This is a genomic window from Mesorhizobium sp. LNJC391B00 (assembly GCF_000502535.1).
In the GTDB taxonomy this organism is placed as follows: domain Bacteria; phylum Pseudomonadota; class Alphaproteobacteria; order Rhizobiales; family Rhizobiaceae; genus Mesorhizobium.
Genome location: NZ_AYWI01000024.1, coordinates 1 through 25,592 on the forward strand (window position 1 = coordinate 1; position 25,592 = coordinate 25,592).

At 57.7% G+C, this 25,592-nt stretch carries 24 protein-coding genes; 7 read left to right on the plus strand and 17 right to left on the minus strand.

Features of this window, described 5'->3' with window-relative positions; translation table 11 throughout:
* Nucleotides 1–214: 214 nt before the first annotated feature.
* Nucleotides 215–754, plus strand: coding sequence for a hypothetical protein (locus tag X750_RS135255; RefSeq protein WP_023707046.1), 540 nt, complete (start codon nucleotides 215–217; stop codon nucleotides 752–754).
* A gap of 22 nt (nucleotides 755–776) precedes the next feature.
* Here X750_RS135255 and X750_RS135250 read toward each other — a convergent pair whose 3' ends face one another.
* The 10 genes from X750_RS135250 to X750_RS135205 all read right to left on the minus strand — a co-directional run bounded on the left by X750_RS135250 (nucleotide 777) and on the right by X750_RS135205 (nucleotide 9,016).
* Complete coding sequence (locus tag X750_RS135250) at nucleotides 777–1,370, minus strand: hypothetical protein (RefSeq protein ID WP_023707047.1); 594 nt, start codon at nucleotides 1,368–1,370, stop codon at nucleotides 777–779.
* Entirely contained in the window at nucleotides 1,367–1,963 is a 597-nt protein-coding gene (locus tag X750_RS135245) for a L,D-transpeptidase (protein ID WP_023750728.1), read from the minus strand. The genes X750_RS135250 and X750_RS135245 overlap by 4 nt, the downstream gene beginning before the upstream one ends.
* Nucleotides 1,947–3,110 carry an AAA family ATPase gene (locus X750_RS135240; protein WP_023748946.1) on the minus strand — a complete coding sequence of 388 codons (1,164 nt, stop codon included), beginning with the start codon at nucleotides 3,108–3,110 and terminating at the stop codon, nucleotides 1,947–1,949. The genes X750_RS135245 and X750_RS135240 overlap by 17 nt, the downstream gene beginning before the upstream one ends.
* The gene (locus X750_RS135235; RefSeq protein WP_031243784.1) at nucleotides 3,107–3,742 is read right to left on the minus strand and encodes a TadE/TadG family type IV pilus assembly protein; all 636 of its coding nucleotides are present in this window, start codon (nucleotides 3,740–3,742) and stop codon (nucleotides 3,107–3,109) included. The genes X750_RS135240 and X750_RS135235 overlap by 4 nt, the downstream gene beginning before the upstream one ends.
* Complete coding sequence (locus X750_RS135230) at nucleotides 3,736–4,224, minus strand: TadE/TadG family type IV pilus assembly protein (RefSeq protein WP_023748948.1); 489 nt, start codon at nucleotides 4,222–4,224, stop codon at nucleotides 3,736–3,738. The genes X750_RS135235 and X750_RS135230 overlap by 7 nt, the downstream gene beginning before the upstream one ends.
* Nucleotides 4,225–4,231: 7 nt before the next feature.
* Nucleotides 4,232–5,743 carry a pilus assembly protein TadG-related protein gene (locus X750_RS135225; protein WP_084567217.1) on the minus strand — a complete coding sequence of 504 codons (1,512 nt, stop codon included), beginning with the start codon at nucleotides 5,741–5,743 and terminating at the stop codon, nucleotides 4,232–4,234.
* Between the two features lie 72 nt (nucleotides 5,744–5,815).
* Nucleotides 5,816–6,097 (minus strand): hypothetical protein, encoded by a 282-nt coding sequence (locus X750_RS135220; RefSeq protein WP_023748950.1) that lies wholly within the window; start codon nucleotides 6,095–6,097, stop codon nucleotides 5,816–5,818.
* Nucleotides 6,098–6,176: 79 nt separating this feature from the next.
* Nucleotides 6,177–7,622, minus strand: coding sequence for a type II and III secretion system protein family protein (locus tag X750_RS135215; protein WP_031243788.1), 1,446 nt, complete (start codon nucleotides 7,620–7,622; stop codon nucleotides 6,177–6,179).
* A gap of 53 nt (nucleotides 7,623–7,675) precedes the next feature.
* Nucleotides 7,676–8,707, minus strand: a complete 1,032-nt coding sequence (gene cpaB / locus X750_RS135210) for a Flp pilus assembly protein CpaB (RefSeq protein ID WP_023748952.1) — start codon at nucleotides 8,705–8,707, stop codon at nucleotides 7,676–7,678.
* A 96-nt stretch (nucleotides 8,708–8,803) separates the two neighbouring features.
* Nucleotides 8,804–9,016 (minus strand): Flp family type IVb pilin, encoded by a 213-nt coding sequence (locus tag X750_RS135205; RefSeq protein WP_023748953.1) that lies wholly within the window; start codon nucleotides 9,014–9,016, stop codon nucleotides 8,804–8,806.
* 504 nt (nucleotides 9,017–9,520) lie between these two features.
* Between X750_RS135205 and X750_RS135200 the strand changes: the two genes are divergently transcribed.
* The 6 genes from X750_RS135200 to X750_RS0134080 are packed head-to-tail and all read left to right on the plus strand — an operon-like array spanning nucleotide 9,521 to nucleotide 15,074.
* Nucleotides 9,521–10,906 (plus strand): CpaF family protein, encoded by a 1,386-nt coding sequence (locus X750_RS135200; RefSeq protein WP_023748954.1) that lies wholly within the window; start codon nucleotides 9,521–9,523, stop codon nucleotides 10,904–10,906.
* On the plus strand, nucleotides 10,906–11,877 hold the full coding sequence (locus X750_RS135195) for a type II secretion system F family protein (protein WP_023707059.1): 972 nt from the start codon (nucleotides 10,906–10,908) through the stop codon (nucleotides 11,875–11,877). Before X750_RS135200 ends, X750_RS135195 begins: the two co-directional genes overlap by 1 nt.
* A gap of 18 nt (nucleotides 11,878–11,895) precedes the next feature.
* The gene (locus tag X750_RS135190; RefSeq protein WP_031243790.1) at nucleotides 11,896–12,846 is read left to right on the plus strand and encodes a type II secretion system F family protein; all 951 of its coding nucleotides are present in this window, start codon (nucleotides 11,896–11,898) and stop codon (nucleotides 12,844–12,846) included.
* Nucleotides 12,847–12,897: 51 nt separating this feature from the next.
* The gene (locus X750_RS135185) at nucleotides 12,898–13,437 is read left to right on the plus strand and encodes a tetratricopeptide repeat protein (protein WP_023707061.1); all 540 of its coding nucleotides are present in this window, start codon (nucleotides 12,898–12,900) and stop codon (nucleotides 13,435–13,437) included.
* Nucleotide 13,438: 1 nt separating this feature from the next.
* Nucleotides 13,439–13,978: a prepilin peptidase gene (locus tag X750_RS135180; protein WP_023748956.1), complete on the plus strand. Its 540-nt coding sequence runs from the start codon at nucleotides 13,439–13,441 to the stop codon at nucleotides 13,976–13,978.
* A 25-nt stretch (nucleotides 13,979–14,003) separates the two neighbouring features.
* A complete protein-coding gene (locus tag X750_RS0134080) occupies nucleotides 14,004–15,074 on the plus strand; it encodes a phosphatase PAP2 family protein (RefSeq protein ID WP_023707063.1) in 1,071 nt (356 codons plus the stop codon).
* A 173-nt stretch (nucleotides 15,075–15,247) separates the two neighbouring features.
* Here X750_RS0134080 and X750_RS135175 read toward each other — a convergent pair whose 3' ends face one another.
* The 7 genes from X750_RS135175 to X750_RS135140 all read right to left on the minus strand — a co-directional run bounded on the left by X750_RS135175 (nucleotide 15,248) and on the right by X750_RS135140 (nucleotide 25,201).
* The gene (locus X750_RS135175) at nucleotides 15,248–16,366 is read right to left on the minus strand and encodes a phosphatase PAP2 family protein (protein ID WP_156932485.1); all 1,119 of its coding nucleotides are present in this window, start codon (nucleotides 16,364–16,366) and stop codon (nucleotides 15,248–15,250) included.
* Nucleotides 16,367–16,715: 349 nt separating this feature from the next.
* Nucleotides 16,716–17,921 (minus strand): TadE/TadG family type IV pilus assembly protein, encoded by a 1,206-nt coding sequence (locus X750_RS135165; protein WP_023707066.1) that lies wholly within the window; start codon nucleotides 17,919–17,921, stop codon nucleotides 16,716–16,718.
* Between the two features lie 182 nt (nucleotides 17,922–18,103).
* Nucleotides 18,104–18,985 carry a hypothetical protein gene (locus X750_RS135160; RefSeq protein WP_156932486.1) on the minus strand — a complete coding sequence of 294 codons (882 nt, stop codon included), beginning with the start codon at nucleotides 18,983–18,985 and terminating at the stop codon, nucleotides 18,104–18,106.
* Nucleotides 18,986–19,167: 182 nt separating this feature from the next.
* Nucleotides 19,168–21,285: a CapA family protein gene (locus tag X750_RS135155; protein WP_198021026.1), complete on the minus strand. Its 2,118-nt coding sequence runs from the start codon at nucleotides 21,283–21,285 to the stop codon at nucleotides 19,168–19,170.
* A gap of 374 nt (nucleotides 21,286–21,659) precedes the next feature.
* A complete protein-coding gene (locus tag X750_RS135150) occupies nucleotides 21,660–22,685 on the minus strand; it encodes a hypothetical protein (protein WP_023748960.1) in 1,026 nt (341 codons plus the stop codon).
* Between the two features lie 28 nt (nucleotides 22,686–22,713).
* Complete coding sequence (locus X750_RS135145) at nucleotides 22,714–23,175, minus strand: hypothetical protein (protein ID WP_023707070.1); 462 nt, start codon at nucleotides 23,173–23,175, stop codon at nucleotides 22,714–22,716.
* Nucleotides 23,176–23,191: 16 nt separating this feature from the next.
* On the minus strand, nucleotides 23,192–25,201 hold the full coding sequence (locus X750_RS135140) for an ATP-grasp domain-containing protein (RefSeq protein ID WP_245271924.1): 2,010 nt from the start codon (nucleotides 25,199–25,201) through the stop codon (nucleotides 23,192–23,194).
* Nucleotides 25,202–25,592: the final 391 nt, after the last annotated feature.

The window sequence follows — 25,592 nt, forward strand, 5'->3', positions numbered from 1 at the left end:
CATCTGCAAAATCTGGACAAAAGAGCCCGAACGATTCAGGCTCGATCCAACCCATCAAACCTTGGGACTAAACACCTAGCAGCTGCGCCATACGCGAATGGCTCTTGCAGGCTGCCATGCCCCACTGGCCGCGCCACCACAGAATCACCACCGCTCCGTTAAGCCTCGCGTAATCTCTGCAATCTATCTTGAAGGCAAGATTGTTGAGGGTGACATGAAGCGCAACTCGATAATGCTCTTTGCCTTCCCAGCTCTGATCCTGCTGATCCTTGCAGGGGAGCGCATGGCGACTTTCTTGCTGGGAGCATATCCGGCCAGTCCCACAATGTGGCGGGTTTGGCTTGAACTAAGGCCGCTATCGACGATGTTTTGGCAACAGGTCGATGTCTGTCTGGGAGGGTCGATGGTCGTTGATGCCTCCATCGTGGCTGCCGCGTCGATCGTTTGCTGGACGGCGTGCCGCACAAGAAAGTCGGCTGCCTTCTTCTTTCTTGCCAATCACGTCGCCCTGCTTTTCGCCGGGTTGATGATCGCCGTCACCAGCCATTCCGAAACAGCGAGCACGATCGCTTCATTCGCCGTGCCCGGGGGGCTTCCCTTCTCGCTGATAGTTGATTTCACCTTGAAGAACAGCCTTGTGCTGGTTCTGGGTCTGACAGCATGCGCCTACTGTCATGTTGCCTTTCTCAGCGAAGCTCGAGAGCAATCCGGAGCGCTGGCCGCGAGGCTTGTTGCTCTGCAGCGAGATCTTTAAGGCAGCCCCAATTTTTCTAGCGTTAGTTGATCTTCCGGTAGTAAACCTTGCCGTCGGCCTGCTCTATGCGCTGGTAGTCGGGGCTTGGGGCAGGCGAAGCAGCTGCAATCCTCCTTTTGGGCGGACGCGGTGTATCGACGACGCTGGGCTCGGTCGCGTCTTCACCATCGAGAACAGCAGGCGCCTCCGCCATGCTGCTGGTCGTGTCGACGGAAGGTTCCGCTGCGCTCGACGTGATTTCGTCACGGACAATAGGCTGGTTCTGTTCCAGCCGGGCTATGCTCCGGTTGATTTCACCAAAGCTGCTCTGCAGCTGACTGTCCATTTTTTCAAATCGGCTCTGAAAACCGTTGTTGACCGTGTCCAACCGGCCGCCGATTCGTTGTTCGAACGTCCCGAGTTCCTCCAGCCGCCCTTCCAAAAACCGCATATCGCTGATACCGCGGTAGAGATAAACTGCGGCTACCATATTCACCAAAGTGAGCAGGGACGTGCCGATCATGACCGCGCCGATAATGCTTTTGTCGCTCGGTTTCACAACGGCAGCTTGCTCTCCAATGCGGGTTGCTGTCCCAATCTCGATTGCCGGCATGTCCGGTTCGCTGATCATCGTCATTGAACCACCACCTTTGCGCCGATCGCGACGCGCTTGAAGAGATCGATCACATCGGTGTTGGTAAGGCGAAAACACCCCGATGTTCCGTCGAAGCCAACACCCTTGGGATCGTTGGTTCCGTGTATCCGATAGAGCGTGTCACGCCCGTCCCGAGAGAGATAGAGCGCCCTGGCGCCGAGTGGGTTGTAGGGACCGGCAGGCACCATTTGCGGCAGGTCCGGCTGGCGGGCGCGCATCTCGCGGGGTGGGCGCCATTCCGGCCATTCGGTCTTCGCCCCCACCTCGACCACTCCGGTCCAGCCAAATCCGTCGCGTCCGACGCTGATCTGATAGCGAAGCGCCTGGCCTTGTCGGGTCACCAGGTAAAGCGCTTTCTCGTCCTTGCGGATAACGATTGTTCCGGGCTGTTCTGTCGTCTCGAAGGCAACTGTCTTGCGCAGGCTGGGGCCCATTGCCGGCAGCGGCGGCCGATCCGAAAGTGCCGATCGTGCGCTGGCGAAATCCACCAGCATCATCAGCGCAATGCCCATGACGCAGGCCAATCCCGGGCCAATTCGATACCTACTTGGCCGCCCCCTATTTGGCAGCGTCATCGAGCCGCTCTTTGAACATCCGCTTGAGGTCCTTGTTGAAGCGCGCACGCCCATCCACCTCGGCAGGCAGGATAGCACGGTTCAACGCATCGGCCAGAAGCGCATTGTCCAGCGCGACCGACTTGATGTGCGGCGCCTTGAAGATCTTTTCGAGTTCGCTGCGCGAAAAGTGGTTGCCGAACCATTTGCGCTTGTGCTTGTTGGCGACCAGCGTGATGCTGACAGCATTGCCACGCAACTCGCGGATCTTCTTGTAGAGCCGCTTGCCTTGTCGCAGCGAGGCGACGTTCAGTTCGAAGACGATGAAGATCTCGTCGCTCGTCGACAGCACCGAATTGTGCCAAGGCGTCTCGATGTTCGGCAGATCGATGACGATGTCGTCGAACCGGTAGGCGACTAGGTCCAGCAGCCGGAAGACAAAGTCACTGCCCTGCGGTTCGAAAGGCAATCGTGGCCTCTCGAAGGAATAGAGCGTCAGCCCGGACGGGCGCGAGAGCTTGATGACGTCCATCAGTTCGACATCGAGCCTCTCCGGCTGGCCGATAATGCCGCCAAGGTCGAACTGGTTGAACTGGTTGAGATAGGCGCCGCAATTGGCGCTCTGGAAATCGAGGTCGACCAGGCAGGTGGAAGCCCCGCGTTCCTTCGATTTCGACGCCAGGAATTCGGCCGCCGACAAAGCGAGCGTGGTCGCGCCGGCGCCGCCGCTAGCGCTGATGAAGGTGATGATCCGGCTTTTCGTTCCCTGGTTGCCGGTGTCGTGGAAAGTCACCGCGTTGAGCAGTTCCTTGCCGTCGAGCGGCTTGTGCAGCCAGTCCGAAGCGTTCATGCGCACCAGCACGCGCGTCTGCTCCGACGATAGCTCGTCGGATACCGCGATCAGCGGCACGGTCGCCCAAAGGGCGCGCGCCGCGACGATGCCCGGCTTGCCGAGCAACTCGCCATTGCCGAGGTCGAGGATGACGATGCCGGGGCGCGTGTCCACGGGCGGACCCCTAAGGAAGTCGCCGGTATCGGAAACCCTGACGTCGTAGATCGCCAGCGCATCGAGCCGCGTCGTCACTTCGCGCCTGAAATTCGGATCCGACGAGAACAGCGCCACCTGCTTTCGCTTGGTCGGTGTAACCTTGGTGTTGATGGCGTTCATGGTGTCCACGTGCTCTTCATGTCTTCGCCCGTAACCGTGCTCAGCATCGAGGGCATGGTGATGTTTCCGAATCCGAGCAGTCCGCCCAGGAAGAAGAACTGGAAGGGATGATTGGTGATGCTGACCGTGATAGTCGGCACCGGGCCGCTGGGGCGCGTCCAGTAGCCGAGGCCGGAGGCGGCGTATTCGATCCGCACCTGCGATTTCTCAAGCATCGGCAGGTAGTCGTGCATTCCGGCACGGGTGGCCGTGCCGTCATAGATCGCGTCGAACGATGTTTGGCTCGCATCGGAGGCTTGGCACAAGCCTCCTCCGACACTGCAGCAAGCGACGCCTGCTGTGCTTGCTGTGCAGACATAATCATAGGTGCCGGCCGGCACCGCGGTTCCGACCATGGTTACATCGCTCTGCGTTATTGTCTCAGATGGAAGGCCGAGTGCTACAGGGCCAGAAATTTGCGCCAGTCTTGCGCCGGCTTGCACAGCTTTGTTTCCAGAGTTCCATTGGTAAAAAGCATAGCCGAAATCGACGAAGCCGAGCAGAAGCGTCAATAGCAATGGCAGAGCGATGGCCATTTCGACCATCGCGGTGCCCGACTGCTCGGCGCAAAACCTTTGGTTTCCCATCACCATCCGATAACTCGTTCCTGATGGGAGACACTGAGGGTAAGAGCGCCAAAGCCAAGATACGACAAGAATCCGACATCCGGGTAAGAATAGGATGTACTGACGTCTACGACATCGACCGTGCTCTTGTTGCTAAGATAAAGCTGGGTGCCCGATCCATCGGTCGCATTAGTGGATGTTTTGGTAATCGCAACTGTCGCTGGAAGCCATCCATCTACTCTGGCGCTGCCGGCAGTGACCGCCCCATTGGCAGCAAGGTTTTGCGCGCGCCCCTTGCAGGTGTCCCAGTCGCTACTGCATCGCGCCATATAGCGGGCTGCATCCTCGACGCCTGCTTCAAGAAGCAGGCGCGTGTTCAGCATGTTGGAGAACTCAAACACACCGGCCGATAACAGCAAGACGAGTGGTGCGGTGATCGCGACTTCCACCAAGGCGGCGCCCCTTTCGTCGCCCTGGAACCGTCGGATGATTTGGCCAAGCCTGGTCATGTCGGCTCTACCGGTACAGCTGGGCTTCGTTGCGGAAAGCTTTGTCTAAAAGAGTATTGTTGGCAAACCCTCCATCGACGTCGACGATCTCCAGGCTGATAGGCTTCTCACCGGCCGTGGTGTCCTCATCGTTCTTACTGTTATCCTGCTTCTGGATGGGGCTGTTTATGAAGACGCTGGCATAGCCATCAGGCTTGAGCTGGATATGGCCATTGATCTTGGCCTGGTTGGCGATGCAGTCGACGATCGCCATGTTGAGCAGTCGCCGGTCGGGATCCGCAGTCGGGGTCGAGCCTTTGAAGCAGGCTGGAACGCCGGTTTCCTTTGTCGGCGCCTTGGACTTGTCACCGACAAGCCCGTTCGCAATCTCGTATTTATAGACGTCATATCTGGAAGCCGGCACAGCAGTGCCGGTCGGGTTGGTCGTGCTAGGCACGCTGGGGTAGGCCGCGCCGTGGTTGATCAGCCAATAGTTTGTCCGATCCCATGTCGAGTTCGTCATCCCGGTCGTGGAATCGAAGCTATTGCCCGGCGGTAGCGCCATGGCCGTCCCGTCTGTGTTGGGCGTGTATTTGTTGCAGTTGGAGGTCTTGTCCACTCCCTTGCGCACATTGCTTGCTGGCCGATATTTCCAGTCATTGTCATGCGACTTGAGCGAAGAACTGTAGATGTCGAAGCGGACATTGAGCCCAGCGTTGACCTGGCCCAAGGTGACGCCGGTTTTCGTGGTGAGGGCGTCGCGGTTATAGCATGTGCCAGCGGTGCCCATCGCCATGGCATCCCGCAGCGAGGCCAGATTGTTGTCGATCAGTCCGAAATTGCCGGGACCAGGGTTCGAGTCAACCTTGAGGATGCGGTATTCGCGGCTGTAGGTGAGGCCGGCGGCAAACGCCTGCTGGATCGTCTTGCTGGTCGACGGGTCGGTCGTCTCGAACGGGTTGCACATGAAGATCGGCACGGTTTCGCAGATCGACTGAACGAATCCGGCCACGGCCTGTGGCCGGATGTCCATAGTGTCGTTGCTGCCGATAAAGGCGGCGGGAAAGATCGTCGCGAACGCGCCGGCACCATCAGTCAGGCCGGAAGCATTCACCGTCACCAATGAGAATGACACCGCTTTAGGATCGGTGCTGGCCCAGTTGACGCCGTTCGAGTCGACGCCGGCAGCGCTCAACCTGGTGTCGTCACTGGCGGGAATGCCGGTCAAGTAGGTGACCGTTACATCAGACAGGGCGAGCGTATGATCGCCTGCGGTCGAAAACTTAGTCTTCTGCTCGGTCAGAAGGGTCGTCTTCGCTAGGTTGGCTCGGGTGATCGAATCCGATCTGCCATCCAGTTCCGCGGCTGTCGCAAGCGCAAGCGCATCGACACCCTTCTGAAGATCATTGTGCAGTCCGTAGGCCCGACTCATGTCGATGGCCAACAATGCGAAGCCAACCAGCACAGGCAGCATGATTGCGACGAGGATCATCGCTATGCCGCGTTGATCATTCCAGAACGCCCTAATGGTCCCCAACATGACCTTACTCTCTGCTTCCTTNTTGCACCAGGGCCCTCGCTCACCCAGCGCAACGCAACCGCATCCTTCTGTTCAATTCGCTCCGTTGGTCACACCCGACCCGCCGACATTGACCGTCATCGCCGGCGGTGGCGGCGGTGGCGGTGGAAATTTGTAGCTCTGGGCAACAGCGGCTGCCCGGGCGCCGTCGCCTTCGATATGTGTGTTCTTCGAGTTCGGATTGAACGGATCGACCGTCTGCAGCAGCGAATTGAATTTCTGCGTGTCGCCGGCGGCGAGCGTCACCGTGTCGTAGTGGTTCAGATAGTCGGCGGCGCAGCCCGATAGTGCACCGGCGCACAGAATGAGGATCAAGGCGCTATTTCTTGACATAGAGCATCTTGTCCTTCGATTTGAAGTCCAGCATGTGGCCATAGGGGNGAGGATCAAGGCGCTATTTCTTGACATAGAGCATCTTGTCCTTCGATTTGAAGTCCAGCATGTGGCCATAGGGGCCAGTCACGCCGTCGCCCGTTTCGTATTTGCGGATCATGTCCTTGTTCACCTCGAGCTGACCGAGCACGAAGAATTCCGGATCGTTGGCCGGCCGCGTCTTGTCGAACGGCGTCGCCAGCTGTTCGCCTGGCTTCACCGGCCGCACGACGTGCGGCGTGACGATGACGACCAGTTCGGTCTCTTCCTTCTGGTTGCTCGAATTTCGAAACAGCGTGCCGATAACCGGCACCTGGCCGAGCCACGGCACCTGTTCCTGCAGCTTGGTGGTCTTGCTGGACAGCAGCCCTCCAACCGCGAAGCTCTGGCCGTCGCGCAGTTCGACAACGGTATCCAGCTTGCGGTTGGTGAAGATCGGGTCGCCGGCGCTGGTGAAACCGGTGAGGTCGCTAACCTCCGGCGCCAGCTTCATATGGATCTTGCCGTCGTCGAGTACGACCGGCGTGAACAGCAGATTAACGCCGAATTGCTTGTACGTGATGGTTACCTGGCCATCATTGCCGACGACACGGATAGGGACTTCGCCGCCGGCGTTGAAGCTGGCGGGTTCGCCGGAAAGCGTTGTCAGGTTGGGATTTGCAAGCGTGCGCACGACCCCCTTGGCCTCAAGCGCTTCAATGATCAGATCGACCTTGATGTTGCTGTCAATGACCCGGGTGATCAGAGCCGCGAAGGGATTGCTGGTCGACAGCAGGCCGGTGAGTATATCGCCCGGGCCGAGCACTATATTGTCCTTGTCGACGGTGGCGATGCCGGTTGCGGCGCGTGTCGTGCCGCTGCCGTTCGTGCTCCTGATCGACACGCCGAGATCGCGACCGGCGTTGCGCTTGGCTTCCAGCACGCGCACTTCGAGATTGACCTGCTGGCTGTCATCGACAATGACGGAATTTATGATGGCGTCAGGCCCATATTGCTGCACCACCTCCATGATGGATGCCAGCGTCGCGCCATCCTTGACGTGACCGCCAAGTCTCACCTTGCCGTTGATCGAACCGATTTCGATGCGCGCCCTGGGCGCCACCTGGCGGATCGCCTGCGCCATGTCGCTGACATCGACGCCAACTTCGATCTGGATGACGCCCAGCGAGCGCTTTTCCGGGGAGAAGAGATTGACGGTGGTGGTGCCGGCGCTCTTGCCGATGACATAGAGCGTCCGGTCGGTCATCGGCTGGGCATCGGCGATCTTCTCGTCGCCGACAACGATATCGCCGAGATTGGCGCTCACCTGGAGGGTCACCGACTGCGACATCGGCAGGAAGATGCGATGGACGCTCGGGTTCGATACGTCGATGAAGCGGTCGGCTGCTTCAGCCGCGGCAATCGACGTCAGCAGCGCAGCCAAACAGAACAGCGCGGCCGCCGCTACCCTCATCCAAAACCCCTGCATCCCCATCTCCCAAACTGCTGCCGCCGGCAGCCCCCGCTTCGCCGCGCGTCCTTTTATGGTTGTCGCGGCACGTCATAGGATTCGAGCTTCACGCCGCGAAACACGCCCACTGTAACATTCTTCGGCGGTGCCGGCTCCAAATACTTGATAACTTCCTTGACGACTTCGTTTGATGCGGGTGCCACGGCCGGAACCGGCTTGACCTTGCTCAACTGGTCGAGCTGGTTTCCCACCCTGTCCACGGCCTTTTCCAATCCGGCGATCTTGTCATCCGCGCGCTGGCGTTCAGCGGCGGCTGCAGCGTCGGCCGCGGCCTGTTTGTCCAGTTCGGCCTGCCTCTTTGCGACATCGGCCGGCGTCTCGCCGTTCAGGTCGGAAAGCGTTATGCGCTCGGTCATCTCGCCCTTGCTGGCGGCGGCCTGGCGCAGTGCAAGAGACAACTGTCCCGCGCCGGCGGCCAGCGTCAGCTTCTGGGCGTCCTTTGTGCTGGCTTCGAGCGTCACCGACTTAACCACCGTCGGGTTGTCCTTGCTCACGTCTGCGACCTGGTCGACGGCGAGCACCTTCATGCTCTGCAGCAGAACGTCGACAAAACTCTTGTCCGAACCGTCATCGCCGCGCACCGAGCGCGTCAACAGCACATCAACCCGGTCGCCCGGGAAGACGAAGCCGGCGACTCCCAGTACATCGTTGACGCGGATGGATACGGCCTTCATGCCTTCGCCAAGTACAGCCGAAAGCGTGGCGCGTTGGCCCGGACCGGTGATCTTGCTGGCGAGGATCGGCTCGTTGGTGCTGATCGCCTGCAGTGCCTGCCTTGCGCCACTGCCGGCCAAGGCTTCCTTGGTCGTCTTGAATGCTCCAGCCGGGACCGCGCCCGCGGGCCAGGCTATCTCATGCAATTTATCGGCGCTCAATGTGTCGCCGAACTTCAGTGGCAGTGCCGCGACAACGATCGTATTGCCTGTGCCGTTTGATTGAGCCAAGGCACTACGCTGGCCAGCCAGCCAGATGTTGATCAGCACGACCGCCAGCACCCCGAAGACGCCGGCGAGGACTATCATAATAAGCGTGTTGGCGCGCATAACCCCAACCCCCAAGCCAATAGAGCGGGAATTCGCCCGCCACGACTGAATTCAGGCCCGGGTTTGGACAACCCGGGCCTGATGCCGATCAAACAATCAAGAACCGGCACCGCTGGCGCAAGATCCGATACCGGAGTTGTCCATGGCGGTGCAAAGGCCGGTGAAGCGGCCCGTAACCCACCCGCCGATACCGATGATGAAGCCGATAGAGGCGACTGCGATGATGCCGATCAGGATAGAATATTCGACCATAGCAGCGCCGTTTTCATCGTCGCGGAACTGCCGGGTCATCGTCATGAGTTTCTTCATGTCAATTTCTCCCTTTGGAGGTTTTAACCCGACGAGACAGAGCCAAGGATGAACCCCATACCCAAGCATCCCCCGTCACCTCAATCCTAGGTCGCACCAAAAAGCAGAGTCAAACGGATTAACAGTTCCTTAACCTTCGAATACCTGATCAGAAGACACTTAAATTTTGACAAGAGCTTGATTCGCTTAATTTTTCAAGTCGCCTTAACCATTCATTCACAATTCCGCCACGGTGCCACGGCGAAGCAGTTGGATTAGTGGTTCTGCATATTCGTTTATATCTAATGGGTTAGAGATGGCTTCCGGAGGTGCACGGCTTGTTGCGCGCCGAAAGGTTCCGTGAGGACCGGCGGAAGGCCGCTTTTGAGGAAAGATAAAGCGTCTATTTCCGAAAGCCGATTTTAACTATGTTGTAAGTATCGGTCGCCTTGACCTTGTTCGGCGCTTGTGCCCCTCGTGGTTAACGCTTAGTTTCAGCCTGGGGATTTCAGAGGGCTGAGCGAAATGTTGGGCCGCTTCATCAAGGGACCAAGTGAGCCGCAGGCGCTGCAGCAGTCAGCGCCGCTATCGACGACAAGCGTTTTGGCACCAGCCCCGCCGCCCGAAGTCGAACCGCATGGCAACGATTTTCTGACGCTCAAGGTCGAGCTGCATCGACACCTGATCGACAGGTTCAATCTGTCCGCTCTTGAAACAGCGTCCAAGGATCAGATCCTCAACGAGATCCGTCCGATCGTGCGCGAGTTCGTTCGCATTCGTGCCGTGCCGCTAAACGCCCGCGAGCTGGATCAGCTGACCAGCGACACCGCTGACGAGATGCTAGGCCTCGGGCCGATCGAACCGCTGCTCAAGGACGATTCCATCACCGACATCCTCATCAACACGCACGAGCGCGTATTCATCGAGCGGCGCGGCGTGATAGAGGAGACTGCGATCCGTTTCCGCGACGAGGCGCATCTGTTGCGGGTCATCAACAAGATCGTCTCGGCTATCGGTCGGCGCGTCGATGAATCGGCGCCTATGGTCGACGCTCGCCTGGCAGACGGCTCGCGCGTGAACATCGCGGTGCGACCGATTTCTGTAGACGGCCCGCTGGTGTCGATCCGCAAATTCTCCAAGAATCCCTATTCGCTGGAGCGCCTGATGGCGTTCAATTCGATTCGCCCGCCAATGATCGAGCTGCTGCGGATCGCCGTCCAGGCCCGCAAGTCAATCCTGGTCTCGGGCGGCACCGGCAGCGGCAAGACGACCTTGCTCAACGCGCTCTCGAGCTACATCCCGGCCAGAGAGCGCCTGATCACCATCGAGGACGCGGCGGAACTGCAACTGCAGCAGCCGCATGTCGGCCGTCTGGAGACGCGGCCACCGAATGTCGAGGGCAGAGGCGAGGTTCGTCAGCGCGAATTGCTGAAGAACGCGCTTCGCATGCGGCCGGACCGCATCATCGTCGGCGAGGTTCGCGGCGAGGAGGCCTTTGACATGCTGCAGGCGATGAACACCGGCCATGAGGGGTCGATGACCACTATCCATGCCAACACGCCTCGCGACGCTATTTCTCGTCTGGAGCAGATGGTCGGCATGGCCGGCATGCCGATGACGCACGAATCCATCCGGGCACAGATCGCTTCGGCCATCGACATCATCGTGCAGACGCAGCGGCTCGCCGATGGCGGCAGGCGCGTAACGTCGATTTCCGAGATTACCGGCATGGAAGGCAATGTCGTCCAACTGCAGGAAATTTATAACTTCGTGAGGCGCGATGTAGCTGCGGATGGAATGATCATCGGGGATTTTCGCGCCACCGGTGTCCGCCCGCGCTTCGCGCCAGAGGCTGCAACGCTGGGGCTCCATTTCGGCAAGGATGCCTTCAACCCGCAGGTCGCCCTCTGATGCTTAGTGGACAGGCGCTGCTTTATTTTATCTACATGCTTGCGGCAGCCTCGGTGATCCTTGCCGGCGAAGCCCTTTACCTTTCTCTGGCCGGTCGCCGCTCCCGACTCGTGGCGGTGAACCACCGGCTCCGTCGTCTCGCTGATGAAGCGCCCGCGGAAAAAACCTTGCAAGGGTTGCTGCGAGAACGCGGCCTGACTGATTCAGGAGATTTCATCTTCGGCTTTGTCTCGCTGAACAGGCTTTATACCCAGTCCGGCATCACCGGAAACCCGATGACCTTCGCAGCCTCGTTTTTTCTGGCCGGCCTGGGGTCGGCATTGCTGCTCTGGCTTTTCCTTCACGTATCGGCGCCGGCAGCCTTCATCATCTTTCTCGTGGCGGGCTTTGCCTTCCCTGTTCTTGTTTTGCGCCGGGCACGTAACAGACGGATCAAGAAGTTCGCCAAGCAATTGCCCGATGCACTGGACATGATCGTTCGTTCATTGCGCGCAGGCCATCCGGCCTCAGTTGCGATAGGCCTCGTCGCCCGCGAGATACCTGACCCGCTTGGCACGGAATTCGGCATCGTCGCCGACGAGATTACTTTTGGACTCAGCATGGAGCAGGCCGTGCGGAAATTAACGGAGCGGGTCGGCTTCGAGGGACTCAATTTGCTATCGGTGTCCCTTTCTATCCAGGCGAGGACCGGCGGGAATCTTACCGAAATCCTGGCAAATCTCTCGACCGTGCTGCGGGAACGCCAGAAACTGCGGTTGAAGATCAGGGCCTTGTCAGCCGAAGGCCGGGCCTCGGCCTGGATCATTTCCTTGTTTCCGCTCGTCATGTTTGGGGCGCTCTGGCTGATCGCGCCCGGCTACTACGGCAAAGTCTGGAGCAGTCCTCTCATTACGCCTGCATTCGTCATCTGTGGAAGCTGGGCCCTGTTGGGAGACTTTATCATGTATCGAATGGTCAATTTCGATTTCTGACAGGAGCGAGTCATAAATCTGTTTTCGAACACCGACGACCTGACTTTTTTTTTATCCATCGCAGTCTTCGCGTCCGCGGTGGCGCTGTTCCTGTTTGCGGCGCTGGTCTTCCTGCCGGCACTGCAAACGCGGAAGCTAGTCGCGGACAGCCTTTTGGGCGAAGGCTCGGTCGATCCGCGATCGATCCTGGGGCGGGACCGCCTCGCCAAGATCGCGGCGCAGAAGCCGGTCGACGCTTACTTCAGGTCGATCGAGAAAGAACGCACTGAACCCAATGCTCTGGAGGCGAAACTCTTCCGCGCTGGATTTTATCGAGCGGGTGCGCCTCTCGTCTATACGGTTTGTCGCCTCGGCGCAGTTTGTATAGGCTTTCTGGCCTTGTATGCCCTGCTGTCGTGGGTGCTGCCTCCACGACTGCCAGGATTCCTAACTTTCGGTGGCTCGGCCTTGTTTGGGTTAGGCTGCATCGTCATTCCCAGCATCATGCTGGATCGGTTCGAGAATTCACAGAAACAGATATATCGTCGCGCCTTCCCTGATTTCATGGATATGATGATTACTTGCGCCGACGCCGGTATGAGCCTCGAGGCCGCGGTCGAACGCGTAAGCCAGGAACTTGCGGCCACGCACAAATGGCTGGGAATTCAGCTAACGATCATGAATCTGCAACTGCGCGCCGGCAAGCCACTTCGGGAAGGGCTTCGCGAACTGGCTGACCGCATTGGCCTTGACGAGGCGCGGGCGCTGGCCGTGCTGTTCCGGCAGTCCGAAGAACTGGGCACCAGCCTGACTGACGCCCTGCGTGTCTACAGCGCGGAGATGCGCAGCCAGAGGATTCTGCAGGCGGAAGAGCGCGCCAACGCCTTGCCTGTCAAAATGATGATCCCACTCGGCCTGTGCATCTTTCCGGTGGTAATGATGGTAATCATGCTGCCGGTGATCATTCGCATGAAGGGCATTTTCTTCTAGGTGCGTATATGCTCTGTTCCTAATATCGGTCGGGGGACTCGGGGAGATTGTATGAATAGGCCAATTGCAGTCGTGGCCTGCCTGTTCATGGCGGCACTCGCCGGCTGCCAGACGAACGGAGCGGACGGCGTCGTTCGAACCAACGAGCCGTCGAAAGGCGACGTAACGTCCTTTGGCGATGCGTTCGACGGGTTGAAGACGGTCGGCGATGTTGAATACTACGCCTCGGACCAAGCCGTCGCGGAGGCCAAGAACCAGTTTCGTGCAGAAAATTACGGCAATGCCGGCGCACTGTTCTTCAAGGCGACGCAGCTTGCCCCCAATGATGGCGGCGCCTGGATGGGACTGGCCGCCTCCTGCGACCGGATCCATCGCTTCGACCTTGCCGATCGGGCCTATGGCCGGGCCTTCAAGCTGTTGGGTGCGACGCCCGAATATTACAACAATGTCGGCTATTCCAATCTGTTGCGCGGCAAGCTGCAGGAGGCGCGCAGCAATTTCCTCAAGGCCTATGAATTGGCGCCCAATGATCCGACCGTGGTCAACAATCTGAAGCTGCTATCGTCCAGCGTGCAGAACATCGAGCGGTAGGATGTTGTTTGGCGCGTCGCTGTCGATAAAGGCGCTTGTGATCCCTCTGCTGGCATGGGTCGCCTGGATAGACTTCTCGGCCCAGAAGATATCCAACCGTGATGTGCTGCTGCTCTTGTGTCTCGGGCTGGGATCGCTTCAGCTTGTTTCCATAGCTAGCGGATCGTGGTGGGATATGGGATTGAGCGCGGTCGCCGGATTTGTGCTGTTCGTCGCGCTCTTTCCGTTCTGGATTTTGTGCAAGGTCGGAGCCGGCGACGTCAAGCTGATGGCGGTCGTTCCGTTTCTGACCGGTGGAAACGGTCTCGCCCTGTTCTCGGTGCTGCTATTGGTTTTCGCCGTCGCCACCGTGGCCATCATGAAAAACCCTTTCATGCTGCCGGCAGGCGCGTTTCGGGTCTATATACAGCACTTGGACCGCAAGGGCGTCGTGCCTTTTGGCGTGCCGATTTCAGCTGCTGCGATCTGCACGATAGCGTTCCAAATCTATGCCACTCTGGCGCTGGTGGGCAGTTCTGGGATACTGCGGCAGCTTAACTAGCGCTTGGTTCCGGAGATCTTCTTCCATGTCGATAGCGCGGCTGGCGATCCGTACCACTTCGGAGGCGTGGCGCGCTAATCAGCCATTTTTCGTGACGGTATTCGCCTATATTCTACTGGCGCTTATTGCTGCGGCGCATTGGAACATCGTCATAAACTTGAAAATATATAATAAGAATTTCTTATTTTTTGGGGCAGCCGTAACCCTGATCCTTCTCGCTGTAGTCCTGGTTCGGTTGACTATTCAACGGCCGGAGCAACCGTTACGTGCCATGAAGGATCTCATGCTGGCCAACAACCTGCCGGATCGAATTGCATTGGGACTGCCCGTTGCGCTCGTCATCCCGCTCTTTTTCTCGATGTTCACCAGCATCAAGGGGGGACTCAGCAGGATCCAACCATTCTACGCCGACACGTCCCTGGTGGCGATCGACAGGGCAATTCATGGCGGGGTCGATGCATGGAGGCTTTTTCATCCTATGCTTGGCTTTGGCCCTGTCACCTTTTCGCTGAACGTTCTTTACAATCTCTGGTTTGCCGAGGTTTTCATCGTTTTGTTTTGCGTCGCTTTTTCAGCGAGGAATGGACGGCTGCGTTCCCAGTTTCTGGTCGCGTTTGTCCTTACCTGGGTGTTGATAGGTAACGTTTTGGCGGCAGCCTTCGCTTCAGTTGGGCCGGCATTCTTTATGCCCTTTTACGGCGATGGTACGTTTTCTCCCCTGATGGACTACCTTCAGTCGACCAATTTGACCTATCCCGTTTCGGCGCTGACTACGCAAAATTATCTGCTGGTCGATGCCGGGTTTGATGGTCCACGCTTGGGCAGCGGCATTTCAGCCTTTCCGTCCTTGCACGTGGCTGTCGCGACCCTGAACGCGATTTATCTCTGGCGTTTCGGGCGTTTGCTCCGCTGGGCCAGCATTGCGTTTCTGGCCGCAATCCAGCTGGGCTCGGTGCACTTGGCCTGGCACTATGCGGTCGATGGATACGCTTCCATGCTGATGACGCCAATCATCTGGGCAATTTCAAGACGACTGTCGAACGCCCAGCCTGGCCTTCAAATCGGTATGAAAGATCGTCGGGTCGAAATAAACTGAGCTTGCTTGTACCGCGATTGTACACGGCTAGCTCCTATTCCAATGAGATCACCTTCTCACCTACAAATCGCCCAACAATAGCGTGTTGAGGGGCGCCATGGCTACATTGAGACTTGGTATTGCGTGAAACAGCGCCTGCCGCTCGAACGGTGGCTCCGTCGAAATGTAATCTGTTATTGCTTTGCGCCTGTAAGCTTTCCTGTGGCACGCCAGATCAGCCACACCAGGATGATCGAGACATAGCCGTCAATGGCATAGTGCCAACCGAAATAGACCGAGCCGAACATGATCGCTGCGACGTAAAGCCAGGCGAAGATGCCGGCCGTCCGGTTGATGCTGCTAAGCAGCAGCGCGTTAAGCGTAACCACGGCGACATGGAAGCTTGGCATGGCGGATATGCCGGTCCCGATCGAGGCCTGGCGGCTGGTGTAGGACGAATAGAGATAGTCGCTTATGCGCAGGATGGCCGGGCCTGCATTGCTGCTTCGAAGCGAGGCGGTGAGATCGTCAAACAGGTCCGGGTCAAACAGCCGGTCGTAGAAAATTGGCCCTGCGGATGATCCTATTATCCGCACAAAGATGCCGAGGATGACCGCAGTCGCAGAGAGCGACAAGAAGTATCGCTGGCGCTTGGCGGCGTCGTCCATCCATGCGGCTGAGACGACCACGAAGGCGACGGCCACGAACCACAATTGGGCATAGAGGACATAGAGGATTTGATCGACAACACCTGGCAAGGGAACCGAGCGCGCCCAATTCCAGACATGCCCGAAATGCAAGGCCGCATCGATTTCGGCAAGCTGCCGATCGGCGAAGAACGGCACCATCTGCGCAAGTTCATACTTGTAGGTGGTGAAGGCGGCCAGGCAGAGAATGAAGATACCAAGGGTGAGGGTCGCGCCGCGCCACCGGGAGCTGATCTTTGCGAGGAACCAAGTCGCCGGGGCTCGTCGGTCTCTGAATGGTGCCGCGATGCCGATCCCAAGCAGAATGATGAAGGGCAGCAGGAAATAGAGGATCAGCAGCCGCCGCGTTCCCAGTGCCGCGAGGTAGGTTTCAGGGAAAAGGCCAGCCGCGACGCCGGCGTAGCAAAGGCCGAAGATCGCCAGTTTTGCCGATAGCCCTATCGTCGGTGCGGAAGTTAGGTCAGCGCTCGCCGCCATATTCGCTTCTTTGGCGGGTCTTTCTTCAGAAGGACCGGAGCGTCGGCCGCGACCGGAGCCGGTGGGGTAAACATCAAGTATTGGACAACGGTGACGAACCCACCGGCACCGGCGCTCGCAATCGCGCAAATCAGAAGCATTCTCAAAAAGCCCACGCGGAAATCGCTCCTCAAGCCGGGAGAGAGGATGCGCTCGACTTGGTTAAGAAGCAACTACTACGATGGCCAGAAAGGAGAGACCGATGGCCGTCTAGAGCAGCGAGGGCTAGAGGTCTTTGCAAATACCATCCTCAGCTTGCTGCACCTCGCTCGGGTTCGCAGTCTCGGCGAATGCTGCAAAGGCGCGTAGATCGGCAACGACGGCCCCCCCCCGCGAGACTTTAGAAGCGTGGTCGCATCCCGTTAAGGACTGCGTTTGAGAGTTCGCTAACTCAGCCGGAAGGGCACCTTCGAAGCCACGAAGCGGGTACCGTCTCCATCTATTGCAGCAACGCGATTGCTGCGTCTCCGAGACCCTTTGGTGGGGTGCCGCTGTAGCCATCCAGGTTGACGCTCGAATCTCCATTGTAAGAGAATTGCCAAGCAACAATCCATCCCAGGCCGGTAGCCAACTTCTTGTCATTGGTCCCTTTCATTTTAAGGTGGTGCATTGGAGAGTATATTGTACCATTTACCGAGTAATTCTTATTTATTGCAAGCGATATAGTCGGCAATAATGGCAAGGCGGTACGCGATCCGAAGATGGCAATGCCGGTATAAACGCCGCTTGTAGGAGCGGAAAGTTCCATGGCGCCGTTCCCGCCTGCCTGTATGATGCTGGACTTGGAATCGACGAATATGGTGACTTCCTTGCCTGTGATTTTCGCATTGTTGCTGATGCCGACTATCGCATTGTGAAAGTAGTGAACGCCTGGGGAAAGCACAATTTTTCCACCGAAGTCGATGCTTCCGCAGAACACCCGCCCGGCCGGAATGGTGACATCCGAGAGCGCCTGGTTGCTGTAGTCGCAACCGGTCGGGGGAACCGGTTCTGGTGTGCTGACAAGTGGGTCGGCGAGGAAGGGCTGGTTCGTCTTCGGGGAAACGCTGTATCCGCCGCCTTGGTAATTGCCGACTACCGAGACTTTTGTCGCGGCGATTTTGCCGGCCCCAACGTGTCTCAGTGCTTCGGGGCTGGAAGAATTTACCTGAATGCCACAATTTGGCACCGACACCTTTCCTAAACCGGTCACACTCAGCGCTCCGGTTGAATCTGGATCGAGAGCATAGATGCAATACTCCGGGGGGGCCTTTCGTGCCTTTGCCGTGACGTGAAGGCTGATAGCCTGAATGCCGGCAAGATTCATAAAGTCCGTCGGCATTGTTGCGGCGATTTCAACTGCTGCCTCCCGCGAGACGGGAGTCGGCGTCGTGATGTCGACTTCAACCACCGCTCCCACCGCAAAAGAGCCATTACCAAGCGCAATGTTCTTGGCGGCCGCGACGGCTTCCTCGTCTCCACCGTCGCTCTCTATAGCTGCCAGAGCCGCCGAATCGGCCAATTCTTGCAGCCTGGATTTCCAGGTGACCGCACTGGTAAGGTCAACGGCCACGCCCAAGACCAAGCATAGCGGTAGCGCCACCAACGCCGCTGCCACGGCAAAGTTTCCGCTCCTATCGAGCAGCAGGTCCTTCAGCTTTCGCATTGAGATGCCCTCGCAGAGAAGCAGGCTAGCTCGAATCGCGTTTAAACTTTGCTAAATTAGAATATCCTAATTAAATTGCGTGCCGCCGCAGGCTGCGCAAACTTTGACCAAGCGACTCGCGCTAGGCTATCTCGCTCATCGAGGTATCTACATCTTGCCGAGCTACAGGACCGCAGATCCCGCTATTTGAGTCCGAATGCACTCGCTGCCTGGTCGGACCGCAGCATGTCACTTGCCGAATGCCCGACTCCCGGCAAGATCACAATACGCCAGTTAAACGGCCACCCGTTTGCGGTCGCGACAGCTTGCGCCAACTCGTATGTGTACTGCCCCCGCTCCAGGCGGGTCGCTCCCTGCCGCATGGCAGCGGCGCTTTCATTTAGGTCGACATCGCCGGTATCGTCCTCTCCGAGATAGATCGTCAGCGGCAAAGCCAGATACGCTTTCATCTCCTGGGTTGCTTCATCCGGCGTATAGACGCATCCCGAGGACACGCAGCCGAGCCCATAGGCTACGGCTTCCGCCAGCGAGGGCAAAACATATGAGGATGGGTTGGCAACCACCAACCTTTTCGCGTCGGCCAGGGAGAAGGCCGCAACACGAGAAGTGAATTGGCCGCCGGCGGAATGCCCGAAAAGGTAATACTGCGCGTTCGGCAACCCCTCTCGTGACCTCGCCCAGTTCACCAGGCCCTTCACATACCAGACGGTCCATCGATCCCGCGGCTGAATAGCGCCGCTGTTGACGATCCCCCCACGTTGATAGCTCCAGCTTGGGAACCTTTCCAAGTCAAAGAGCGGCGCCATTATGATCAGGCAGTTTCGATCAGCGAGAGACTGCGCATAGTCCCTGTAGGAAGACGCCGTTCGGCTCAACCCATGGAAGACGAACAGAATCGCGGGATTGCTGCAGCTCTTGGGGTGGTAGGTATAGACCGTCAGCTTCATCCCGTTAATGTTTGCTGTAGTCGTACCCTTGCCCACCTTCCAGGCAAGAACGGGGCCCGAATAAATGAGGCTGCAGCCCATTACCGCCGCAACCAACAGACGGATCAGAAATCGCACCTGTCGCTCCCATTGGACAATCCGCATTATGCCATATTCCATTAGAAATTTCTAAACAAATCAAAACTGTCCGGGCGGTAAAGACTTCGTTTCAGTCATAGGGTGGTGCTTGTCGAAGGACAGCCTTCCGCGACTCGCTATGTCTGGTGGGAGAGAGACGACTTTACAACGGGGACATCCGATCACTCAGTGCGCGAGGGGATAGACAATTTGAGGCATCTGTCCTGGACATCAACTATTGCACCGCCCAATCCAGGCGACAAATCCAGCAGCCGATCGATCGTGGCCCGGCCGGCCGCCCCTCCCATTATTTTTGGCTGGTAGTCGAGGCGCGGATCTCTGTTTTGAACGTAAACTGGATATATATCCAGATCTATCTGCCCAGCGCCAAAGTAGAAGCAAGGCAAGATAGACTCACCCTTGCTGTTTCCCGATCCGAAGGCGAAATTGCCGACACTGTATAATATCGGCCGAGCTTTATAGATTTCGACCGGCTGAAGGATATGTGGATGATGGCCGATGACCGCATCTGCTCCCAAATCGATGAAAAGCTGTGCTTTCATGCGATCTTCCTCGGTAGGTTGGCGCTGGTATGGTACGCCCCAATGTACCATCACGGCGATGCGATCGACCAGTGGCCGCAGCCTTGCAAGGTCGCGCTCAACCAGTTCCGCTAGATCTTGTGCTGAACCCGGGAGATCAGCATGCGCCGCCGTTCGACGATTCCAGTAATAGCCGAGCAGTCCGACACGTATATCTGTGCCGTCGAAGATCGCGGGATCGTGCGCCCCGTTCTGGTTTCTTCCGCCACCATAAGGCCTGATATGGTGTTGTTCCAGGGTGTTCAAGGTCTCAATCACGCCCTCTCGACCACAATCCTGTATGTGGTTGTTTGCGACAGTCATCGCAGCAAAGCCGGCGCGGCGCAGGACCGAGGCCGACTTGGGATCGACCTTGTAAGAGTAGTTGCGCGTGGTTTCATCCTTCTCGGAATGTGAGGAAAACGGACCTTCTTGGTTTCCTGTAATCAGGGTACAGCGGCTGAGGATTGGGCGGACCCAGGCGAAGCAATAGTCCGGGCCGAATCTGCGGATGCGATGCCGCATCCGCATCCCGGTCATTACGTCTCCGACTGCCGCCAAGTGATAATGGCTGCGGGTTGACGAAGATAGAGTCTGCTCAAGCTGATCCGGGTCGATGAGATCGCCGTCACCCGGAATTATGACTTCTGAAAACTTTTCGCGGATTTTGGCAACGTGGCGCTGCACGTGTTTAGAGCCGCTGAGGCTGTGAGCGAGGGGCGGAACTGACGGCGCAAGCAGCATGCTGGTCGCGGGCGAACTAAAGCCTATCCCTCGCTTCTCGAAGATTTCCCGAATCAGCCTCTCGTATAGGCCGCCGGACTTCACGTTGTCCGCATGAAGCAGGCACGAGGCAAAGCTGCGTGGTGACGATCTGATTGCCCTGGTTCCGACCCGGGAAGGCGCGAATGGGCTGTCGGAAAGTCGCCCAAGCTCAAAAAGGGCGCTGACAACCAGCTCCATGCAGGCAAATTCGTGCCAGTGAAATGCCTTGTGCAGATCCCACATCGCCCCCGCGACGGCCTGTGCGACCAACGCCTCCTGCGGCTGCATTTCGTCATCATCAATGCGGCCATCATTGGCAAGGCTATCGGCAGGCACAAACTCGGTATCGTGGCGAGCATGCCAGCACGACACGTGGGGGCTCGATAGCATGGAGGCCGCCAAGTAAGTGCTCACGGCATATTCAAGGGCGCCCGGTCGGCTGAACGCGGCACGCGGTGCACGCAACCTGTCGGCCTGCACATCAGCGGTATGACGCACGACGTGAAGCCCGAACGCCTGGTATATCAAGCCGGCGTCGTGGGATGGATCGCAGAGATAGGCGCCGCCTGAAATTCGCGGCAGCCACCCTTCTTCGGTGACCCCATGCCCCGGTCCAAAGAGCAACTCTCCGCAGAGGGGAATTGAAAAATCATCGAGGTTTTCCATTCTTGCCGGGTAACGATACCTGGCGCCTTTGACGGGCACCCGTCTGCTGGTGTCTTCACGACTGCCCTGCCGTTGCTTCGGCCGATGTGCATTGACGATCGCCCTGATTTTCGGGAGAGGGCCCACTCCAAGTGAACGAAGCACATCGTTGATGCGCTGGCTCATCAAGGAGACGTGGAAGTAGACGTTTACCTGGCCAAAACGCGCGGCGGCATGGGGGCTTTTCAACCCACCGCCAGACGGTTGGAAAGAAAAATTGCCGTCTTCGTCGGGCGACACTTCGCTCATCTGGCCGGTCGGCCAATCCTCTTCCCTGCCTGGATGGCTGATGACGTCTACGTACCGCCCGCGCAGGCAGCGCCTTCCGGCCCGCTGGACGAGATGGGGCAATTCGACCTTGGCCAGATGCACGCGGCCGCCAGTAAAGTCCGAGTCACATGACTCCCAAATGTAAACAGAGCCAGTCGCCATGTTTACTCCCTTGCAGTGGTTAGTGCTTCGCCGTCATCCCCGTGCGCAAAGCAGTGACCGTCACTCTGAGGGCCTGATGAGATGCCGACCGAATCTGGGCTGCATTGGGAAGGAGGAGCAGCTGTGGCAATGGCTTCATTGCCAGCTCGCTGGGCTCTTTCAGTTGCTCTGAGCATACCCTTCAATCACCCTTAGGTTTTCGCGACATGGGGCTTGGCGCCACCAAGCCCCATGTGTTTGATACAGCTCTCTGCGATAATCTTAGAGACATTTACTGGTCGACCGAACATCGGGAAAAGGTGTATTCCAAGATCGGGCCGTGTATTCGCTTCAATTACAATGTAGTTACCCGCGGCAGCTTTTGACGTATGATCAAGCGCCAGAATATCAATGCCGCCAACGTGTAAGCCTTGAACCGTTCTTGCGACACGTTCCGCTATGCGCTTCATGCTAGGATGAACGATATCCGTGATTTCCGTAGTTTCGCCGCCGGTTGAGGCGTTGCTCTTCCAGTCCACCGTAACCTTGCAGCCTCGCCCTGGAATAGAGCTTAGATCCAGTTTCTGAGAACTCAGGATTAGTTTGCGGTAGTCGTCAATGATTATAGGCCTATCTCGGAGGTGGGGATTGTTCAAACGACTGTTGTTCTTGGCAGCTATGAGTTGGCTGACGGAATCGACCCCGTTACCTATTAAAAAGGGCGGAACACGCTTCGCAACGGCAACGCATTGCGAGTCAATCACCAAGTATCTGGCTTCGCTTCCACCAGTGAAACACTTTTCGACAAGGATGCGGCTTGTGAGGCTTTGCAGCGCAGCGTTCCATGCTTCGTCGAAAGTCGCAGCGGTTACGTTAACCGAGACACCGCGTCCCTTGTTCCCGTCGAAAGGCTTCACCACCGCCTTCCCGAACTCGATAACCTTTTCTCGTGCGCTTTCTTTGTTGCTCAGCTTGAAAACCTTGCCTTCGGCGAAGCTCACCCCCGCTCGCTTGAAAGCCGCTCGCGCAAGCCTCTTGTCTTTCAATATGCGGAATGCCGTAAGAGCCGTGAAGCAAGTCTCTGCTTCCAGAAGCAGGCATTTCTCACGCCCCGCCGACGCGATGAGCAGCGGTCCTCGCACCCGAGTCTGCAGACCCAGCTTCTGGAATTCCAAGGCCAGGAGTTTTTTGGTGTCAAACTCCTCTCCGTCGTCGTACCAATTGAGCGCGATTGGCACCGATCAATCCCTCTCCCAATGAAACCTGTCAATTCATGCCTATCGGACCTGTCTTCTCTCCCTTCTTGCGGGTTGACCCATTGGGGGCGCTCGATGCACTGCTGTCGTCAGTCGCCTTGCCAAGCTCCCGCCGTGCACTGTCCAGCACTTCCGTGATCGATCCCTCACCGATCAGCTTGAGCTCCTGCGCGAGCACATCCGATTTTGTGAGCGGCCATTTGTCTAGGGACGCTGCGCGCACGAAGCCATACGCCGACGGCATGCGGACCATCAGCCAGCCCAGGTTCACCATCTCCGCAGTGAACTCCCGCACAAATTTCGCCCCCCCTATACGACGCCCGGTCAAGCGCCTGAATGTCTTGTAAGACATCCTTGCACGGGTTCTAGGCTCCCCCGCCTTGTTCTTGGTGCGTTGCAGGGCCAAGGCGACGAGTGCTGCCGCGTCGCCTTGCGAAACATTTGGTGTCGCAGTTGCTGAAACAGTATCCATGAACGCTACTCCCTTTTTACCTCAGCAGAGAAACTCCTGCCTGCTGCTGAACTCCATTTGCGTAAGGTCGATTCGAAGGTGGCGACGCCACCTCATCGAACCATGCATCCCGTTTTGCCAGATACGAAATTGCCATTGCATGCATGGCAGCCTTGAGCTGCGGCGGTCGCGACGCAAACGTGGCAGGTTCCGCAACCAGCTCGACAGATCCCGATGCAAGCGTCATCTTGGCTCCGGACCCATCGGTGCTCCACCGCATCGATAGAGCCAATCCACCGCGTTGTAGATGTCGCCGCAAATCATGGCCAAGCTCAGTCTCGGCACTTGTCAGAATCAATCTTTCAACAGGCAGCGCCGACAACGCCTGGCGGGATACTAAATCCTCATTGTGGACTATAAAACAGCCCCGGTTACCGGCGTTCAAAACTGCTTTGGCCAGGTTTTTGAGAAGCTCGCAATTCTCGACGTCCGTCGCCGTCACCGACACGGCGTGGCAAGCGCCCAGACCAAGACCGTTCTCCGAGATTCTTGCTGGAGAAGCGGCATAAACCAGCGCTTCCAATAAAGGATCCCTGGCCAGCATTTGCGGTGTTGCTCGCTGGCTGAATTCTTGTGGTGCGGTGTTGATGTAGGCGCCTTTCTTCGACAAGAGGCCGATGCTCCGCCCCTCTGCCATGAACCGGTGCTCGATCGCTTTTGCCACCATGCTGGTATGCCGGTCGCCAAGGACGAGCACCGTGGCAACTTCCGATGAAGCCGGATCGTCGTACATATTGGCCAGGATTATCTCGCTCACATCCCTTGCCGTGCCGGCCCGCGGCCAAAGATGAAACTCGATCCCTGGTCTAGCGTTCACCTCGATGACAGTGCACCCGACATCTTTGTGAGATTGCGAAATGTCGGGCATGATCAGATCCAACCCGGCAATACTGAGCCCAATGACCCTGGCGATACGTTCACATAGCTTATGATTGTCCGGATGGACGGAGTTTGTAACGTCGACCGGTACGCCTCCGCGTGCGAGGTGACCGTTTGGTCGCAGAACCACCTGCTGCCCGGCAATCGGGATAGTCTCCATCGTAAAATGGTGCAATGACAGGTGTCTAAGCAGGTCGTCGTCGATTTCCAGACCCGACAGACGCCTGCCGTCCCTGTCAGGTTCCCGATTCAAATCATCGATCAAGTGGCGCAGCGTTTTTTCGCCGTCGCCAGTAACCTGCGGCGGGCAACATAGGACTGCCGCCACGACACGAAAATCAACAATCGTCGCTCGATACTCCGGGCCGGCGATGAACTCTTCTACCAGCACGCCATACCGGTCAGACTGAGCCACCTGGCACGCTATGTCGAACGCGGCTTCAACAGCGCGGCGTCCCCGCAGCTTGACTGAAACTCCGCGCCCCTGATTGCCTTGGGCGGGTTTCACCACCACAGATTTGCCCAGCTGCTTGGCGGCAGCGACCGCCTCGGATTTGCTGCGAACCGTAAGCTGGCGCGGTACGGGCAAGCCGGCCTGCGCCAAAAGCCTGTTGCCCAGCCTCTTGTCGAGGGCCACTTTCGCGGACGCAAACGATGTCGAACCGGATATCGTTGAGAAGAGCTGCTTTTGGTTTTTGCCTTGGCCGAGACGAAGGTGGTTGCGCGCGACAAACTCGAACGGGATGCGGTTCCTCTTGGCGGCCGCAACCAGCACTGCGGTCGAATTTGAAAGTCGCCGTTTCTTTGCTCTTTCCAGGTTCAATTCCCGTGCGAGGGAATACTTCGATGTGGCATCCCCATCTCGCGTTGCCTCGCTGACCGCATGAACGACAGCCGCCGCGGCCGCGCGCGACATTTGCGGGTCGTCCGACTCCCAGACGATCACTGAATTGCTCTCGGACGGATCGCTCACCAACGTGGCCACAGTTGGAAACGAATAAAAATTCATCGCGCGGCGAAGCTCGAGGTCCGCGGCCAGGATCGCATCAGCAAGATACGAAGCTACCGATGCATCCTGCTCGCACTCCGGAAAGAGATCGGAAAGCACCAATCGGACCTCATGAGTAAAACCGGAGACGCGGGCAGTAGCCAGTTGCCCTAAATTAAGCGTCAATTTAACGACTGTATTCGCGTTATACACATTGAGGCCGGATAGCGTCTTGAACCCGGTGATCTCAAACGGCTCTAATTCCCCAACTGGGCATACTATAGCCATACATTTTGCCCCCGAATTAACCTTCCGACTGCTCTACGAAAGGTTCCTGCCTCCATCGCTTGCGCGCAACCCTCAGTTATATTATGGTTAGCTAATGGTTAAGGCAACAAAAAAATAAAGGGAGGTTGGAGCCAGAGGAAAACAAATCTTAAATTAAGTTTTAAATAAAAAGACTCGAACTGCGTAATTGAAGTAGTGTTGGGGTGGGTATCATGTCTGTTTG

Bases quoted from the DNA above. Each gene is read 5' to 3' on its own strand.
- X750_RS135255 (WP_023707046.1), top strand. From the start codon at position 215: ATGAAGCGCAACTCGATAATGCTCTTTGCCTTCCCAGCTCTGATCCTG.
- X750_RS135250 (WP_023707047.1), bottom strand. From the start codon at position 1,370: ATGACGATGATCAGCGAACCGGACATGCCGGCAATCGAGATTGGGACA.
- X750_RS135245 (WP_023750728.1), bottom strand. From the start codon at position 1,963: ATGACGCTGCCAAATAGGGGGCGGCCAAGTAGGTATCGAATTGGCCCG.
- X750_RS135240 (WP_023748946.1), bottom strand. From the start codon at position 3,110: ATGAACGCCATCAACACCAAGGTTACACCGACCAAGCGAAAGCAGGTG.
- X750_RS135235 (WP_031243784.1), bottom strand. From the start codon at position 3,742: ATGGTGATGGGAAACCAAAGGTTTTGCGCCGAGCAGTCGGGCACCGCG.
- X750_RS135230 (WP_023748948.1), bottom strand. From the start codon at position 4,224: ATGACCAGGCTTGGCCAAATCATCCGACGGTTCCAGGGCGACGAAAGG.
- X750_RS135225 (WP_084567217.1), bottom strand. From the start codon at position 5,743: ATGTTGGGGACCATTAGGGCGTTCTGGAATGATCAACGCGGCATAGCG.
- X750_RS135215 (WP_031243788.1), bottom strand. From the start codon at position 7,622: ATGCAGGGGTTTTGGATGAGGGTAGCGGCGGCCGCGCTGTTCTGTTTG.
- cpaB (WP_023748952.1), bottom strand. From the start codon at position 8,707: ATGCGCGCCAACACGCTTATTATGATAGTCCTCGCCGGCGTCTTCGGG.
- X750_RS135205 (WP_023748953.1), bottom strand. From the start codon at position 9,016: ATGAAGAAACTCATGACGATGACCCGGCAGTTCCGCGACGATGAAAAC.
- X750_RS135200 (WP_023748954.1), top strand. From the start codon at position 9,521: ATGTTGGGCCGCTTCATCAAGGGACCAAGTGAGCCGCAGGCGCTGCAG.
- X750_RS135195 (WP_023707059.1), top strand. From the start codon at position 10,906: ATGCTTAGTGGACAGGCGCTGCTTTATTTTATCTACATGCTTGCGGCA.
- X750_RS135185 (WP_023707061.1), top strand. From the start codon at position 12,898: ATGAATAGGCCAATTGCAGTCGTGGCCTGCCTGTTCATGGCGGCACTC.
- X750_RS135180 (WP_023748956.1), top strand. From the start codon at position 13,439: ATGTTGTTTGGCGCGTCGCTGTCGATAAAGGCGCTTGTGATCCCTCTG.
- X750_RS0134080 (WP_023707063.1), top strand. From the start codon at position 14,004: ATGTCGATAGCGCGGCTGGCGATCCGTACCACTTCGGAGGCGTGGCGC.
- X750_RS135165 (WP_023707066.1), bottom strand. From the start codon at position 17,921: ATGCGAAAGCTGAAGGACCTGCTGCTCGATAGGAGCGGAAACTTTGCC.
- X750_RS135155 (WP_198021026.1), bottom strand. From the start codon at position 21,285: ATGAGCGAAGTGTCGCCCGACGAAGACGGCAATTTTTCTTTCCAACCG.
- X750_RS135145 (WP_023707070.1), bottom strand. From the start codon at position 23,175: ATGGATACTGTTTCAGCAACTGCGACACCAAATGTTTCGCAAGGCGAC.